Annotated in this window: 15 protein-coding genes; 2 read left to right on the top strand and 13 right to left on the bottom strand. The window is 36.1% G+C overall.

Features of this window, described 5'->3' with window-relative positions:
• Positions 1-34: 34 nt before the first annotated feature.
• The 3 genes from QZ657_RS11660 to rsgA all read right to left on the bottom strand — a co-directional run bounded on the left by QZ657_RS11660 (position 35) and on the right by rsgA (position 3437).
• Positions 35-1957, bottom strand: coding sequence for a DUF3857 domain-containing transglutaminase family protein (locus QZ657_RS11660; RefSeq protein ID WP_291962267.1), 1923 nt, complete (start codon positions 1955-1957; stop codon positions 35-37).
• 77 nt (positions 1958-2034) lie between these two features.
• Positions 2035-2487: a D-aminoacyl-tRNA deacylase gene (gene dtd, locus QZ657_RS11655; protein ID WP_291967054.1), complete on the bottom strand. Its 453-nt coding sequence runs from the start codon at positions 2485-2487 to the stop codon at positions 2035-2037.
• Positions 2484-3437, bottom strand: coding sequence for a ribosome small subunit-dependent GTPase A (gene rsgA / locus QZ657_RS11650; protein WP_276473509.1), 954 nt, complete (start codon positions 3435-3437; stop codon positions 2484-2486). The genes dtd and rsgA overlap by 4 nt, the downstream gene beginning before the upstream one ends.
• A 107-nt stretch (positions 3438-3544) precedes the next feature.
• Here rsgA and QZ657_RS11645 point away from each other — a divergent pair, with 107 nt between their 5' ends.
• Positions 3545-4357, top strand: a complete 813-nt coding sequence (locus QZ657_RS11645; RefSeq protein WP_291967051.1) for a hypothetical protein — start codon at positions 3545-3547, stop codon at positions 4355-4357.
• 174 nt (positions 4358-4531) lie between these two features.
• Positions 4532-4972, top strand: coding sequence for a hypothetical protein (locus QZ657_RS11640; protein WP_291967049.1), 441 nt, complete (start codon positions 4532-4534; stop codon positions 4970-4972).
• 64 nt (positions 4973-5036) lie between these two features.
• Here the strand turns inward: QZ657_RS11640 and QZ657_RS11635 are convergent, their stop codons facing one another.
• The 10 genes from QZ657_RS11635 to metF form a co-directional block, all read right to left on the bottom strand.
• The gene (locus tag QZ657_RS11635; RefSeq protein ID WP_291967048.1) at positions 5037-7127 is read right to left on the bottom strand and encodes a DUF5723 family protein; all 2091 of its coding nucleotides are present in this window, start codon (positions 7125-7127) and stop codon (positions 5037-5039) included.
• A 155-nt stretch (positions 7128-7282) separates the two neighbouring features.
• Complete coding sequence (locus QZ657_RS11630; RefSeq protein ID WP_276473505.1) at positions 7283-8365, bottom strand: bifunctional 3-deoxy-7-phosphoheptulonate synthase/chorismate mutase type II; 1083 nt, start codon at positions 8363-8365, stop codon at positions 7283-7285.
• Between the two features lie 6 nt (positions 8366-8371).
• A complete protein-coding gene (locus tag QZ657_RS11625) occupies positions 8372-9238 on the bottom strand; it encodes a prephenate dehydrogenase (RefSeq protein ID WP_291967046.1) in 867 nt (288 codons plus the stop codon).
• Between the two features lie 30 nt (positions 9239-9268).
• Positions 9269-10417, bottom strand: coding sequence for a pyridoxal phosphate-dependent aminotransferase (locus tag QZ657_RS11620; protein WP_291967045.1), 1149 nt, complete (start codon positions 10415-10417; stop codon positions 9269-9271).
• Positions 10414-11241 carry a prephenate dehydratase gene (locus QZ657_RS11615; protein WP_291967043.1) on the bottom strand — a complete coding sequence of 276 codons (828 nt, stop codon included), beginning with the start codon at positions 11239-11241 and terminating at the stop codon, positions 10414-10416. Before QZ657_RS11615 ends, QZ657_RS11620 begins: the two co-directional genes overlap by 4 nt.
• A 342-nt stretch (positions 11242-11583) precedes the next feature.
• A complete protein-coding gene (locus tag QZ657_RS11610) occupies positions 11584-12693 on the bottom strand; it encodes a hypothetical protein (protein WP_291967041.1) in 1110 nt (369 codons plus the stop codon).
• 117 nt (positions 12694-12810) lie between these two features.
• Positions 12811-13938 (bottom strand): serine hydrolase domain-containing protein, encoded by a 1128-nt coding sequence (locus QZ657_RS11605; RefSeq protein WP_291967039.1) that lies wholly within the window; start codon positions 13936-13938, stop codon positions 12811-12813.
• Positions 13935-14723, bottom strand: coding sequence for a head GIN domain-containing protein (locus tag QZ657_RS11600; RefSeq protein ID WP_291967038.1), 789 nt, complete (start codon positions 14721-14723; stop codon positions 13935-13937). The genes QZ657_RS11605 and QZ657_RS11600 overlap by 4 nt, the downstream gene beginning before the upstream one ends.
• Before the next feature lie 31 nt (positions 14724-14754).
• Positions 14755-15852, bottom strand: coding sequence for an acyloxyacyl hydrolase (locus tag QZ657_RS11595; protein ID WP_291967036.1), 1098 nt, complete (start codon positions 15850-15852; stop codon positions 14755-14757).
• Positions 15853-15960: 108 nt separating this feature from the next.
• Entirely contained in the window at positions 15961-16914 is a 954-nt protein-coding gene (metF, locus tag QZ657_RS11590; RefSeq protein WP_276473499.1) for a methylenetetrahydrofolate reductase [NAD(P)H], read from the bottom strand.
• Positions 16915-17079: the final 165 nt, after the last annotated feature.

Raw genomic sequence — 17079 nt, 5'->3', positions numbered from 1 at the left:
TACCCCAAGACTTACCTAGAACTTAAAAATTTATTTACTTTGAATGCTTCGTGGGCTTGCCCTGAGGTGTTTTACTTAATACAATTTTAGTGTTATCATACTTTTTAATTTTCTTTCGAAAATCACGATAACCATCATATTTACTTTTATCGTAGAGCCCACTCTTCAACTGAATTTTTCGCTTATAACGCAATTGATTTTCACTAATTTTCTCTAATGACATTTCATAGTTGCCAAACTCTGAAGTAATGATTACCGGAGCAGGTAATTTCCCCAACTTATAATTTATTGGCAGTTTTATATCTATTTCATCATTGTCTGTATAACCTCTATCTATTTCAAAAGATAATTTTCTATCACTATACCGATTCGGAACATATTTATTGGCATTAAAAGCATTGGGTTTAAACAATAAGTCATCGCCCATTTTAGTAACATATGATTGTGCTGACAACGTTATTTTTTCAGTTAATTTAATATTGTTCTTATCATGATCAAAAATTGTCTCGCCTATGCTTAATCCATTGATATTACTCCAATATTCCGTGTAATAATCGTTTTTATCTTTTTCAGACATTGATAAAACTTCAGCGTGTTTATCATACTGTATACCATAGGTCTCAATTTCCAGATTGGCGGTTATACCACCTGTATCCGTAACTTCCATTTCACCTACGGTTTTCTGTAAATTATTATCGTTCAAATATTTGTGGGTATGCTTAATTTCACCTCCAGATGGTTTAATTACGAGCACATCCCTATCATCTGTAAAATCACCTAAAAAGCCAAACGGGATTTTTTGACTTGTACATTCTAGCCAAATATCATTTTCTTGGTTAGGTACGTTTAAAATAACATGGTTGCCTTGCATGATCGCAAAATCTTTTTCCATCCCAAGTTTTGATTTACCAGCATGAACTACACTGTAGTAAGATTCTATACCTTGAGATTTTAAAAGCGCCTTTGTATAATTGGTCAAGCCTTTACAGTCTCCATATTTAACCCTATCTACCTCTTCTGCAGCTATTGGTTGCCACCCCCCTATACCAAGTTGTACAGATATGTAACGGGTATTATTTTGTACATATTCATATATTTTCTTTATTTTTTCCTCACGATCGGTAATACCTGAAAGTTTTTCTGTTATTAGCCTTACGGTATGTTCCGGCAATTGATCGCGATCGGCAAGCAAGCTTTTAAATTGCCAATTCCCCATAGATTCCCAATCTTTGGCATAACCATCTACCCCTTCTAAATGAAACTCGTTCAAGGCAATCATAAGTTGGGGCTCATAGTAATAAAAAGAAGGACTTAAAGCTTCTTTTTTTTGTGCAGGAATTTGATTCATCTCATAGCTAATAACAGATTTAGATGAGTTATTTATGATATCATAATCCTTAAAGTTTTTCTCTTTCTTTCTCCATTGTAACGACTCGATTATTTTCATGTTGAAAGAGCTTTTCTCAACACTAACCATATAATCATCAATGGGCATCCATCTTGGAAGAAATGCTGTATTAGGTGTAGTATAGGTATAAGTAAAATCTACTGTATACGGATAAGAAGTTGGCTTATACCTAAACACCTTAACCCTTGAATCGCCATATAAAGTTCCTCCATCAACAGCGCTAATATCATAAAAATCCTTTTTTTTGATTTTTTCTATTTCCTCACCTTGGTCATTGTAAACTAGGGCTAAAATATTTGTTATTTTAGTATTGGGACTATAAAATGCATATGGCTTTATTGAATTCTCACCAGCTTTTTTAAGTATAGTAATTACCCGATGGTTGGTTACCTGCATCTTATTTTTTGCGGTAATTTCTACAATGGTTTCATCTAAGCGTACAACTGCATTCGCATTTTCTTTTAATGGTCCGTCTATAGAGGAAACGGAGTAATTGGTCTGAGCATTTATGACCGTGGTAAAGATCAAGCTCAATAGTAAAATTCGCATTATTTTTAGTTTGGCTGAGCAATACTAACGATAAAATATAATTTTTCTTACAAAATATGATGAATAATTATTAGACTCTAAGTTTTATCCTTCGTATCAATCATTATGGTAACAGGGCCATCATTCAACAATTGTACTTTCATATCTGCACCAAAGACACCTGTACCTACTTTTTTATTAAGTTTAGATTCTAATGTTGTAATAAAGGCTTCGTACAAAGGCACTGCTACCGCTGGGCTTGCCGCTTTTATGTAAGATGGACGATTGCCTTTTTTGGTACTGGCATGTAATGTGAACTGACTGACTACTATTGCATCTCCACCAGTATCTAAAAGCGAGGTGTTCATCACTCCGTTCTCATCGTTAAAAAAGCGAAGGTTCGCTATTTTATTCGTTAACCAGTCTATATCAACTTGGGTGTCCTCATTCTCAATTCCTACAAAAATGAGCACTCCCTCATTTATGGAACTAATTCTTTTTTCCTCAACCGTTACACTTGCCTTAGAAACTCTTTGTAGTACTACTCTCATTTTTTATCATCGTGAATGTCTACCCTATAATTCTCGTCTTCTCCTTTTATCATCTGTAAATAACTGTTATATCTGCTCCATGCTATATCACCAGTTTCCAAGGCATCTTTAACCGCACACTTAGGCTCATCTACGTGAATACAATTATTAAATTTACAGTCTTGTTTTAGTTCGAAGAACTCTGGAAAATAGTTTCCTATTTCCTCTTTTTCCATATCCACAATACCAAAACCCTTAATACCGGGCGTATCTATAATTCTAGCATCAAAACTTAAATCGAACATTTCCGCAAACGTAGTGGTATGTTGCCCTTGTGCGTGTTGTTGAGAAATTTGTTTGGTCTTAATATCCAAATCTGGCTCTATGGCGTTTACCAAGGTAGATTTACCAACTCCAGAATGACCGGAAAACATAGATGTTTTACCTTTCATTATTTCTTTGACCTTATCCACGTTCTTGCCCGTTGCCGCAGAAATACCTATACAAGTGTACCCTATATTTCTGTAAAGAGCCGCTAAAAATTTAATCTCGTCCAACTCTTCCGGTACGTATGTATCTATCTTGTTAAAAAGTAAAACAACCGGAATTTCATATGCTTCTGCAGTGATCAGAAATCGATCTATAAAAACAGGGTATGTGGGCGGATTGTTCAATGTCACCAATAAAAAGACCTGATCTAAATTGGCAGCTATGATATGGGTCTGCTTTGAAAGGTTTACAGATTTACGAATTATGTAATTTTTACGATCCTCTATTTCATTGATAATACCTATGGTATCGTCACCAATGGTCTCAACCTCAAAGCGAACGCTATCACCAACTGCCACAGGATTGGTGCTTTTAATACCTTTTATTCTAAACTTTCCTTTTATTCTACATTCATAGAAATCACCATTTACTGCCTTGACAGTGTACCAACTTCCCGTAGATTTATAAACAATTCCTACCATTTATCCTAAAATCCGTCCTTTTATACAAAGTAACTGCTTTAAATATAAAAATTAACATAAATTTGAAAATAGAACTAGATCGCTGAATAATAACCAAATACAAGAAAATGAAATTTATTAAAAAATCATTACTGATGTTCACGTTATCAGTATTCACTTTTGGGTCTGCCCAAGAAACTATTACAAACGAATCTGTCATTCAAATGGTGGAACTTGGTTTTGACGATTACATGATTATCGATAAAATAAATACTTCCGATGTAAAATTTGACGCATCTATAACCGCTCTAGGGCAAATGAAAAACGCAGGTGTATCTTCTGAGGTTCTTTCTTTGATTATGGACAAATCAAAACAAAACACAATGTCCAAGACCGGTATTTACTATACCGATGTCAATGGTGAAGACAAATTGGTTCAACCAAGCGTATTTTCTGGTGCAAACTCTAACCAAGTGGCACAAAAATTAGTTTCCGGTTTAATCAACGCCAAGAAAAAAGCACAACTACCAAAAACAAAATCGAACAACGTTATACGCCAAAGTCAGCCTGAATTTACTTTCATTTTTGACCCAAGTGTTACCCAGGTAGATAATATGCAAAACAACCAAGGTGGAGATACCGGTATTTTTAACTGGTGGTTTAGAATGGCAAGTAACCCTAATGAGTTTGTTTTGGTAAAACTTACTGTTAAAGAGAAAAAGAACCTTAGAGAGGTTATTACCGGAAAAAGTAGCTGGATCACCAGTAGCAGCGGTATTGATCCAAAATACGCACTAAATTTTGCTATAGAGGAAATTGAAGGTAACAAGTTCAAAGTTACTCCAGATACGTTAGAACCAGGGGAATATTGCTTTATCTATCAAGGTCAGGTTCCACAAGGTAGAGAAAACCAATCTGTATTTGATTTCTCTATTCAATAGAACAAAACTTTATTTATTATAAGACCCGATGCTTTTAGAATCGGGTCTTTTTTTTTAAGCTATTGTAATGGTAAAGCATCAATTTACAATGATATAAAGTTGTATTCTTTGCATTCTTCATTATACCTTATATTTTCACCGTACAATCTTTAAATAAACGTAAAAACTATGATCATGAAAAAAATCATCTTACTTGCCCTATTTGCCTTTACTGCAATTACCACATCTACAGCACAGGAATACAAAGTTGTTACCAGTGTAGAATCTATAGTACCTAGTGGATTAGGACGATCACGAATTATAGATACCAATGCAGATCGAGATTTTAAGGAGTTCACCTCTGAACAGACCGAGGAAGATAACATACGAAATAAATCTAAACGCAGTGATATTCGCGTAAAGGATTTTGAAGAGACCAAACTGCTTAATTTCTATAATGTGGCCGGTATTCGCTTTCAGAACATTGCGGCAAACGATGCACTTATTTCATCTAAACTAAGTGATATGGCACAAAATGGATGGGAACTTGTTTTTGTAACCAGTGGTGTAGAAGCTGATGCCGGTAACACAGATGGGCAAGGCATTTTCATTACCCGATATATCTTTAAAAGATAGCACTAATACACACAAAAAAAAGCCCGGTTTTACCGGGCTTTTTTAGTACTAGATCTTTGTATAGCTACTGTGCCAAGTTAATCTCAACACGTCTGTTTTTCTGTCTACCGTCTTTATACATATTAGTAGCAATTGGCTTACTTTCTCCATACCCTATTGCTGTTAATCGAGATGGCGAAATACCACCATTAATTAAAAATTGCAATACGGCTTGTGCCCTCTTCTCTGATAATTTTTGATTGGTAGCTTCTGAACCTATACTATCCGTATGCCCTTCAATAGTGAAATTTGCATTGGGATATTCGTTTAAAATACCGATGATATCAACCAATACCGGTGTTGACTCATCCTTTAATGTTGATTTACCTGTGTTGAACAAAATAGTTTTTGCATACTCGTTCAACGACTTTTGAACCTCAGCCGTAACAACCGGTTCTGGACAACCGTTATTCGCTACCGTACCCATTTCATCAGGACAATTATCATCTTTATCAAAAACTGAATCTCCGTCACTATCTGGCCAAGGACACCCATTATTCTCTACAGGTCCGCCTTCATCTGGACATTGATCCTCGTTATCCAACAAGGTATCTCCATCCGTATCTACCCAAGGACAACCATTGATTTCTACAGGACCTGCCTCATCTGGACATTGATCCTCATTATCCAATACCGAATCGCCATCGGTATCTCCCCATGGGCAACCATTATTTTCTATTGGTCCTGCCTTTTTTGGGCAACCGTCTTCTTTATTTGGAATACCATCTCCATCTGAATCTTTTGGCTGACCATAGTACACCGGAATTTTCAACCCTGCATATACATCTGCTCCTTGTATTTCATTTTTTGTAAATGTAGAGATCAATGATCCCGACCCAAGATAAAGAGGACCGGCACGTAAGCCTGCACCTACTTGCAAACCACTATACTGATAGCTACTTACGGGCAAATAGAAACTAAACCACTTACTCTCAAAACGTGGGGTCAATGAGAATACGTTTGCAGTTCGTAAATTATTCTCACCTGCAGAACGCATAGAAATATCAGTGTTGAAATTCAAATAAAAATGATTTTTAATATTCCAATCTGCATTAAAATGTAATGCCGTTGGCAACCCTGCCTTTAGATCTTCCGTAGCTTGGGTGAACGTATATAAATTTTGAAGATCATCTGAATCCTCTATATTATCATAATCGTCTTGTGTAATGGTATTATTGATATTATAGGTATCTACTAAACTACCTTTGTAATTTACTGAACCTACATCTGTAAGCGACAAACCAAATTTAAGCTTGTACTTATTTTTATCTTTCATGACGGTTTTTTCTCCGTCAGAACCTGTAACTACATAATCTTCATAATCTGGTCTCCATTCATAAACGAAACCTAGGTCAAACCCAAATCCGTTAGCATCTGGCACTTCATAATCATAATCTTCTACATCATACTGATCGGCACGCCCATAAATTAAATCTCCTGTAGATGCTAAAGTTCCAATAGTAGAATTATCCGGTAATGTAGCGCCATCCGCATCATAATCAATAGTTACATTTCTACCGGCCACATAGGCATTACCAAATCCTTTCAAATACTTAAATGACAGACCACCTTTTAAGAAATGCTCATCTTTATTCATTAATTCTTGTGCATACGTGATCCCCACTTCTGCCCAACCATGACCGGCGGCAAAGAAATCTCCTTCGTTTACCAAAAAGTCTTGACTTTCATCAATACTATCATCAAGGTCATCAATACTTTCTCCATTAAATTCATTTCCTGTCACAAAACTTCTTGCTCTTGTAAATATGGCAATAGAAGATTTTCTACCAACATTAAACATAAACGAAGGACCTAACACATCTACATTACCAGAAAAATTATTGTTATCCGAAAGGGTCAATAAGGCATCTGTATCATAGTCAAAATCACTGGAAACCAAATCAGAATACCCAACACCTATATAGTCATTAGCTAAAAAACCACTAGCTCCTATTAGATTAATATCTGTTTTAAAACGTGAATCTGCAATATTTGCAGGGTTAGAGATAACACTATTGACACCACTGTAATTATCTGTTAAAAAGCCTATATACGATTGGGCTTTTACAGCAAATGATGCCATTAACATGAACGTAAACAATACTACTTTCTTCATACTTTTTAATTGGTTAAAATGGTTCTTTAGACCCCTAACGACTGTAAATTAGGGATATTGTTAAAAATGTATTATTTTTCTTACTTATTAAAATTAAGACATAAAAAAACATCCGCATATTACGGATGTTTTGTATTTATAAAGTTATGTAAACCTTAACCGTTCACTATCTTTTCTTGGTGGTTGATAGACTCTTGGTGAATAGCCTTGAACATACGAAGAACAAATTCTTCACTAAGTCCCTTACTTTCCCCTTCAAGTATCATTGCACCTAAAATTTGGTTCCATCTATTAGATTGTAATACGGCAACGTTTTTTTGCTTTTTAAGCTCACCTATACCGTCCGAAACTTTCATTCTCTTACCCAATGTTTCTATCAATTGACTGTCAATAACATCTATCTGAGCTCTTAAGTTACTCAACTGGGCATTGTATTCCGCCTCTGGATCACTCTCTTTTCTAATTTTTAGGTCTCTCATAATCTGAACCAATTTCTCTGGAGTTACCTGTTGTGCGGCATCACTCCATGCATTATCTGGATCATGGTGCGTTTCGATCATTAATCCGTCGAAATTTAAATCTAAAGCAGTCTGAGAAACATCAAAGATCATATCTCTCTTACCTGTGATATGAGATGGATCGTTGATTAAAGGTAAATCTGGAAATCTGTTCTGAAATTCGATCGCCATTTGCCATTCCGGTATATTTCTATACTTGGTTTTCTCATATGTAGAGAATCCTCTATGAATTGCACCCAACTTTTTAATACCTGCCGTATGTAACCTTTCAATACCGCCTAACCATAAAGCTAAATCTGGATTTACCGGGTTCTTTACCAATACAACCTTGTCGGTGCCCTTAAGTGCATCTGCCAATTCTTGCATAATGAACGGACTAACGGTTGATCTTGCCCCTATCCATAATAAATCTATATCATGCTCTAAAGCTAATTCTACATGAGCACGGTTGGCCACCTCGGTAGCCGTTTTCATACCTGTTTCAGCTTTTACCTTTTGAAGCCACTTAAGCCCCAAAGCTCCTACACCTTCAAAATTTCCTGGGCGAGTACGTGGTTTCCATATACCTGCTCTGTAATAGTTTACATCGGTATCTTTTAGGGAGTGTGCTATACCTAACACTTGCTCCTCGGTTTCCGCACTACATGGCCCTGCTATTACTAGTGGATGGTCAAGGTTTAAATCATCCAACCATGTTCTCATTTGTTTTGAATTTTCCATTTTTACTTATTCTATTTCTTGTTTAACGGTATTTCTTTTTAATATTCCTTTAATCTTATTCGTATTATTCATTTCATTATAAATGCCCTCATAATCATCTTTCAACAACAGTTCCTTAAATGCGGTTAGATTTTGAATGTACTCCTCCAAAGTTTCTACCACATTCTCTTTATTCTGTTTAAAAATAGGTGTCCACATGGCAGGAGAACTCTTTGCCAAACGCACCGTGCTTTCAAACCCACTACCGGCCATATCAAAAATATCACGCTCGTTCTTCTCTTTCTCGATCACTGTTTTACCCAACATAAATGAACTTATGTGAGATAAATGAGATACGTAAGCTATGTGCTTATCATGAGCAACAGGGTTCATATAACGTATTCTCATGCCAATAGCTTGAAAAACTTTTAATGCTCTTTCTTGGAGCTTAAATGCCGTTAACTCTACCTCACAAATAATATTTGTTTTGTCTTTGAATAAATTGTTGATCGCTGCGGACGGACCCGAAAACTCGGTTCCTGCAATAGGATGACATGCCAAAAAGTTTCTTCTCTTAGGATGATTTTCCAACACCTTGCAAATCATGGATTTGGTAGACCCTACATCAAAAACAACACAATCTTCATGAACGGCATTCAAAATAACAGGAAGCTCGGTAACCATAACATCTACCGGTATACTTACAACGACCATATCTGCCAATTGTAAATCTTGATAGGTAGCTTTTTTATCTATAATACCCAAAGACAATGCTTCAGCCAAGTTTGCCTCATTAGATTCTATGCCATAGACGGTAACATTGTCGAATGCCGACTTTATGTCTTTCGCCAAAGAACCTCCTATTAAACCGATACCTATTACAAATACATTCATTTTAAAGCTACGCTTTAGTCTTAAGACCTATTATTCAAATCTTTTAATTGCCTCTTCTATCTTATGCTCCGTTATACATAGTGAAAAACGAATATAGCCTTCACCATTACTCCCAAAAATGGTTCCTGGCGTAATAAACAGATCTTTATTATATAAAATATCATCTATGAACTCTTCTGATGATACACTGCCTTCCGGCAATTTGGCCCAAACGAACATGCCTACTGCGTTACGATCATATGAACAGCCAAGCTTGTCTACCAACTTATAGATCAATTCTCTTCGCTTACCATAAACTTCCTTTAGTTCCTTAAACCAGTCATCACTGCTATTCAAGGCGGCAATTGCTCCTTTTTGTATGCCGTAGAACATACCGGAGTCCATGTTGCTCTTTACCTTTAAAATAGCATTGATATGCTCATTGCTACCTAAAACAAAACCTACACGCCAACCGGCCATGTTGAACGTCTTACTCAAAGAATTCAATTCTAAACAAACATTTTTTGCATTGGGCAAGCTTAAAATACTGGCAGGTTCGTCATTCAAAACAAAACTATATGGATTATCGTTCACCAATAAAATATCATGCTCTTGGGCAAATGCTACCATCTTTATAAACTGCTCTTTGGTTGCCGTAGCACCTGTTGGCATATGAGGATAGCTTAACCACATTACCTTTACCCTTGATAAATCTTGCTTTGCCAATGCCTCCAAATCTGGAAACCAACCATTATCAGCGGTTAAATCATAGTATTTTGGCACGGCCCCTACCAAATTGGTTACAGAGGTGTATGTTGGGTACCCAGGATTTGGTATCAATACCTCATCACCCTCATTCAAAAAAGCAAGGCTTATATGCATTATACCTTCCTTAGATCCCATTAATGGTAAAATTTCGGTATTTGGGTCTGCGGTAACACTAAATTTATTCTTGTAAAAATTGGCTATGGCATTTCTTAACTGAGGCAAGCCTTGGTAACTTTGGTATTGGTGCGCACCGTTCTCTAACACTGCTGCTTGTATGGCTTTTAAAACCTCTTGGGACGGAGCCAGATCAGGACTACCAATACCCATATTAATGATAGGTTTACCTTGTGCCATTAAACCACGAACTTCTCTCAATTTTTTTGAGAAGTAGTATTCCTGTATGGTATCTAACCTTTTGGCAGTACGTATCATTGTCTTACATTTTTATATTCACCCAAAATCTTAAAGTCTTCTGCCATGATGTTCAATAGACTTTTAGCCTTCGTGAAATCTGCATAATCATTAAAAGTTACATCAACAAAAAAAGCATATTTCCAAGGTGTTTCTATCACCGGTAACGACTGTATTTTGGTTAAATTCAATCTACAATCGCTCATAACATTAAGCACTGCCGCCAAACTACCTCTTTTATGGTCTGTTAAAAACCGTAAAGATGCCTTACTGATCTCTGCCTCTGGCAGTGCATCATTTTTTGTTTTTACAATGATAAAACGCGTAGCATTATTTTGAATGGTTTGTATGTCGTTCGCTACGATGTCCAACCCATATAATTCTGCCGCAACGTTAGGAGCAATAGCCGCTACATGCTTAAGTTTTTCTTTTTGAATTCGCTTTGCGGTCTCTGCCGTATCTACGTCTTCCACCAATTTTATATGCGGATATTGTCTAAAATATTCCTTACACTGCAATAGTGCCATTGGGTGCGAACTTACTTCTGTTATATCCTCAATTTTCTGGCCTTTTAATACCATTAAATTGTGATGGATGTTTAAATAATACTCCCCAATGATGTGTAGGTTATTATGGTTTACCAAAGCATAATTAGGAATGATCGATCCTGCAATGGAATTTTCAATGGCCATAACACCCTGATCCGCTTCTTTGGTCAACAACTTATCTACCAAAGCATCAAAAGAAAGGCATTCTACCAACTCAATATCATCACCATAACAATCTTTTGCCACTTGATGGTGGTTACTGCCCTTTATTCCCTGTATGGCTATTTTTAGACTCACTTTTGCTCCGTTTTATTCAAAAAAAAAGTTCCGATGTACATCGGAACTTAGATTCTATTTTATATTTAAAATATACTACAACAGTCCCGTACCTCTCTTAAAAAAGAAGTAAAAATAAAAACCGTTCCAGAAATATTGTTTTGTCATCACTTTTGTAATCTGTGGCTAATGTAGTAATTATATTTAAAAATGGTCGTTTTCCGTTTTATTATTTTAAAAAATTCAATTTCTATCTCAAAATACGAAGGTTTTGTGTTAAAAATTTAAATTAAACATGAATTACCAATAGAAATAAAAAAGACCTCTAGAAAGAGGTCTTTTAAACAAACTAATTATTTGTCCTTACTTTTTACTGAAAAAATATTCGTAAAGTTCTGTTTCTCCATTAAAAGTATCCGATTCTGAAATTATTAATTCATTAGCTGAAAGTCTTATTTCTCCTTCTAACAATAAGTAACCATCTGGTTCTACGTCCGTATAAGTTTCTCCGTCTCCAGTTTCAGTATATTCAAATTCTACCAAGGTCAAAATATTCTCCTCTTCGTTAAAAGCCCAGTTGCCTGAAGATGTATAGGCCTCACCACCATCTTCTTCATATATAACCTCGCAAGACTCATTAGATGCAGCGTAATCATAGCTTTTATAATTGGATTCTTGACTAAAGAAATAGGTCCCGTTTTCATTAAATGTAATCAGTAGATTATTAAGTGTATAACATTCATCCAGTTCTACCTCTCGTTGAGTTCCATTATCGCAATTTAGCGTAGAGTCATAACTTTCACATATTTCTTCACCAACGGCAATAGTTTCTCCATTATCTATTTGTTTTGTAAAATCCCAGTCGCCCACAAGATTTACATTACCTCCCCAAGACTCAACTGTTACACATACTTCTACTGGTTGACTAATGTTACCTTGGCTATCATATACACAAATTGCATAACAGAATGTTCCGGCAGGAACAGTATTAGAAAAATTGACGTCTATTACAGTATCTTCATCTTTTTGGGTAGACGCTCCTTTTTTAGTGAAAATATCTTTTCTTTCTTTTGATAAGAATTTGCCTCCATAATATACTTCTGTAGCACTTGAAGGTACATCTATATAACTATCTGCCATTCCATTTTCATCGAACAACTGAATATAAGCTCCGGCAAAATCTGTTGGTGCGTCAAAAATTATTTCAAATCCATAGTCTTGAAATGCAGTTTGAGAAGTATAATCCAAACTAAAATCTACACCTCCTGTTGGCGTTACTCCGCCATCATTCAATGTAGCCCCTTCTATTGCAATTCCAGAAGAGGTTGCATTTATATCTAATAAAACTTCTTCTTTTACATTAACTCCATCTGGATCTATATCATCTGAGAAACTGCCATTACTATCATCTTTTGAACAAGAAAAAATGATAATACTTAAAAAGAACAAGATAAATAAATTAGGTTTTTTCATAATTACGATTGGTTGTTTGTTAATATTTACTAAACGAATATTAATTACTAACTGAAAAAAGTAGTCAAAATTGTAAGAGTATACTATTTAATAACATTGGTAACTTTTTATTAAAACTTACGTTACGTTCAATATGCTATCTATCACAACATCAAGATCTTCTTGTACTTTAGGGTCTGTACTATTGATCAGAATTGAAAATACCAATTGCTCTTTTGGATACACGAAAAAATTGGAATACCCACCTACCCCACTACCCACATGTCCAAAAAACTTACGCCCTTTGGCATCTTCACTTACTTGCCAACCTAAACCGTAGTATGTAGAATTACCGTTTACTAGCTCAGCAGTTAAAAATTGATTCAAAACGGCTTCTTTTACCCCTACTTTTTGATTTAAAAATGCCTGACCGAATTTTGCAATATCTTCTGAAGTTGATAAATAACCTCCACCAGCAAGCTTGTAAAAGATGTCTACGGGAGTCGCTTTTCTAAACCCGGACATACTTTTGGTATAAAATGAAGTTACATTGTTCTGTGCTTCGGATGTTGCAATAGCATTCACATCTATATCCGATTGCTTAAGGTTATCATCAGGATGCCTTTTTGGTATGTATGTGTTTTTCATTCCCAATGGATCCAATACTTTCTCCTGCACATATGCTTCAAACGGAATACCACTTGCTTCTTGCATGGCCGCCGAAATCATTACCCAATCAAAACTATTGTACAAATATTCGGTACCTGGTTCAAATACCAACGGATCGTTTTTAAAGATTGACAAACTGTCCTTTATGCCAAAAGGTTCGTTCAAGGCGAATTCCTTGCCTTTATACACACGTATACCTGATGTATGGCTAGCCAATTGACGAATAGTGAAATCCCACTTTTTCTTGGGGTAATCTGGCAGATAGGCATAGAAAGATTTGTCTAATGAGATCAACCCTTCTTGCACCATATGTGCCAATGCGGTAGCCGCTATAGGCTTGGATACACTTGCAATTCTAAAAATTGAGGATTTTGGGTCTACATATCTTTTGGTATCTAAATCCGCATACCCATACCCTTTTTGGAAAATGGTTTTTCCTTCTTTTAAAACCGTAATTGCCAATCCTGGAAATTTATCATCGGCATACATATCTTGTAAAATAGCATCTGCTTTTACCAATCCGGTCAAAGTCGGGTCATCTCCCAACACTCGTTTAGTAGCGAATACATTTTTCAGATATTTTAAAATGGGATTCATTCCACAAAAATCAATCTTCCGTTATACAATTCTTCCACTTCAACAGTTGCCGGGCGGTTATAGCTTTGTACATCGCCAGTACCCCTTAATACTCCGGTAAGACTTTCTTGCGGATTCACTAAAATATCATTTGAACCTCTATGGTTTATGGTAACACGATCAGTGATCAATGCTTCAGCCTCAATTCTAGAATCACCCGCAGCTATGGTAATACTCATACTTTCCGCTGTTCCTTTCAACTTAAAATAGGCAATGCCGTTAACCGTTAAACTTAACGAAGCCACTTCTAAATCTAGATCAAATTCCCCATCTGTTGTTTCTGCTTCCGGATTCGTAAAACTTTCCGACAACAATCTTAAGCTATCAAAAGCCAAAACTCCGTCACTTTTAATAGGAAAACCTGTACTGCTACGTATACTGGTCAAATTAGGGGTAGTCACATAGACCGTAGTGGTAGCATAATCTCTTACATAATTACAATCGTTTGTATCGGTCAGTAATAATTGACCATCTTCTACAACAGCAGAAACCTCATTTCTAAGATTTTCACCGGTTTCTATTTCTACTTTTTGGGTGTCGCCTTGTTTTATAACCAAAGTCACATTCTCAAATACGGTAATACTCGTAAATTCAGCTACTGTAACTTCCTCTCGTATCATATCACCTGTACTCTGAAAACAATCCGAAGCGTTTTCTGAATCACAAGAATTACCTATGAGCAGCAAAACAAACATAGTAGTGAAAGTCAAAAATGTTTGGTACATCCCTTTTGTCCAATTGTCCATTTTATGTTTTCTATTTTCTAACATTATATTTCTACAATCGTATTCCTATCCCAAATTCTACCGCTTCCGCTTTTGCGCCGTGAGACTTTAAGGTTACTGCCCCAAAAACTTTATCTCCAAAATAGCGCTTTAATCCCACACGCAAATAGGTGCGACCTTCAAAATCGAACGGATAATACACGTAGTAGCCAAATTGTGAAATGACGGACATTTCATTAATGAACAGTTCATGACCCGCAAATACACCTACCCTTTTATAATCATCATCTGCATCCACATCATTCTCTGGGAAAGCAATACTTTGATACCTGATCAACTCTTTCAAAAAATTAGAAAAGTATACATCTGTTCCCACTTGAAGAGCACTTTTTCTTCCAACCCTTTTATCGGCATAGGCAGAAAGCACTACAAAGCCATATTGACCGGAATCAATAACATCACTCTCGTTTAAACCTGCTCTCAACGCAAAATTGTAACGTAATGGCTCAGTCAATTTTTCCTTTTCCCTGTGTACATAATCAATTTCAGTACCACCATCTAGATCATATACAAAACCGGCATTAAATGCCAAGGTATTAGTAGACGTATTCGGCGCCCTAAAATTGGCGTTGGAATAGTGAATTACGGACACACCTGCCTTAAATCCCAATCCTTTTATAATATTCTCTTTATGATAGTTCAGCATTAAATAGGTTGAACTTAAAAAATCCGAGCCGTAGGCATTATTTCTAAAATTGGTCTCTTTATCGTACGGGTTAGTAGCGTATGCAATACCTTGCCCTACGCGTAATTGCATGTTCCGCCTAAAAAAGTAAAAATTGTAGTGCGCATACAAACCATAATTATCGCCCAACGTGCTGTTGTTCGTATTCTGATAAATAAAGGAGTAACCCAGATCCGGATAATTATACAACTCTTCCCATTCTTCTTCCCCATACGTTTTGCGGTTATAACTTAAAATAACCCCTGCCGGGTGCGATGTGATCAAATGCGAAATATCTGGATTGTGCAGTATGATGGAACCATAGAATTGGTTGGCATCAAGCGTATACTTCTTTTTCTCGGTAGCTTCTTGCGCAAAGCAAAAACTTACCGATAGCATTACAATGGTTAGAAACTTAAAATTCATTGTAGGCAAAAATAGTTATAAGTATCAAGTACCAAGTATTAAGTACCAAGTATTATCATTATCGGACATTTTGTACTTAATACGCTCTACTAAATACTTTCTAAACCTTTAAAAAAGTGCTTCCGCTATCGCCTTAATATTATCGGATTTCCCCATAGAATAGTAATGCAATACAGGAACACCTGCCGCCTTCAATTCCTTAGATTGTTGAATTGCCCATTCTATACCTACTTTACGTACATCTTTGTTGGTGGCGCAAGCATCAACAGCTTCTATTAAATCTTGTGGCATATCTATTCTGAACACCTGCGGCAATAATTGCATGTGCCTCTTTACGGCAATAGGCTTAATGCCCGGTATAATAGGTACGGTAATTCCAATTTCCTTTGCAGCTTCTACAAATTCAAAATACTTTTTATTATCAAAGAACATTTGCGTAACCACATAATCCGCACCGGCATCTACCTTTTCCTTTAATCGCTTTAGGTCTGATTGTAATGATGGAGATTCTAAATGTTTTTCCGGATAACCGGCCACACCAATACAGAAATCACTGCAGTGTTCGCTTTCTATAGTTTCATGCAAATATTTACCACAGTTTAATGCCTGCACTTGCTTAACCAAATCTATAGCAAATGGATGACCGCCTTCTGTAGGTTCAAAATACTTTTGCTCACTACGGGCATCACCACGTAAAGCCATTACATTCTGTATGCCCAAATAATGACAATCTACCAACATGTACTCCGTCTCTTCCCTTGTAAAACCACCACAAAGCACATGAGGCACCGTATCAACATTATATTTATGTTGAATAGACGCACAAATACCTACAGTACCAGGTCTCATACGTGTTGTTTTCTTATCCAAAAGCCCTTCTTTCTTAATATAGATAGTTTCTTCACGCGATGTAGTCACATCAATGAACGGAGGGTTAAACTCCATTAAAGGATCAATATTATTGTACAATTCCTGAATATTTTTCCCCTTTACCGGCGGTACGATCTCAAAAGAAAAAAGTGTTTTTCCCTTTGCATTGGTGATATGGTCTGTAACTTTCATTTTATATTCTTTTACTCTTGGTTATGAGCAAACCTTCAAGAGGCTTATTTACTTTAATTCTTCTTTGGGCGTTCGGGCGGGCTTTTCGCTATATTTTTTCTATTTCAACAACTCTTTTTACTTAACATTGGCACAGTTCAGAAATAGAAAAAGATGCCGCTGCAA

Source organism: Maribacter sp., from assembly GCA_020629415.1.
Lineage (GTDB): Bacteria > Bacteroidota > Bacteroidia > Flavobacteriales > Flavobacteriaceae > Maribacter > Maribacter huludaoensis.
Note: the sequence above shows the minus strand (reverse complement) of the source record. Positions and strands in the feature narration are given on the sequence as shown.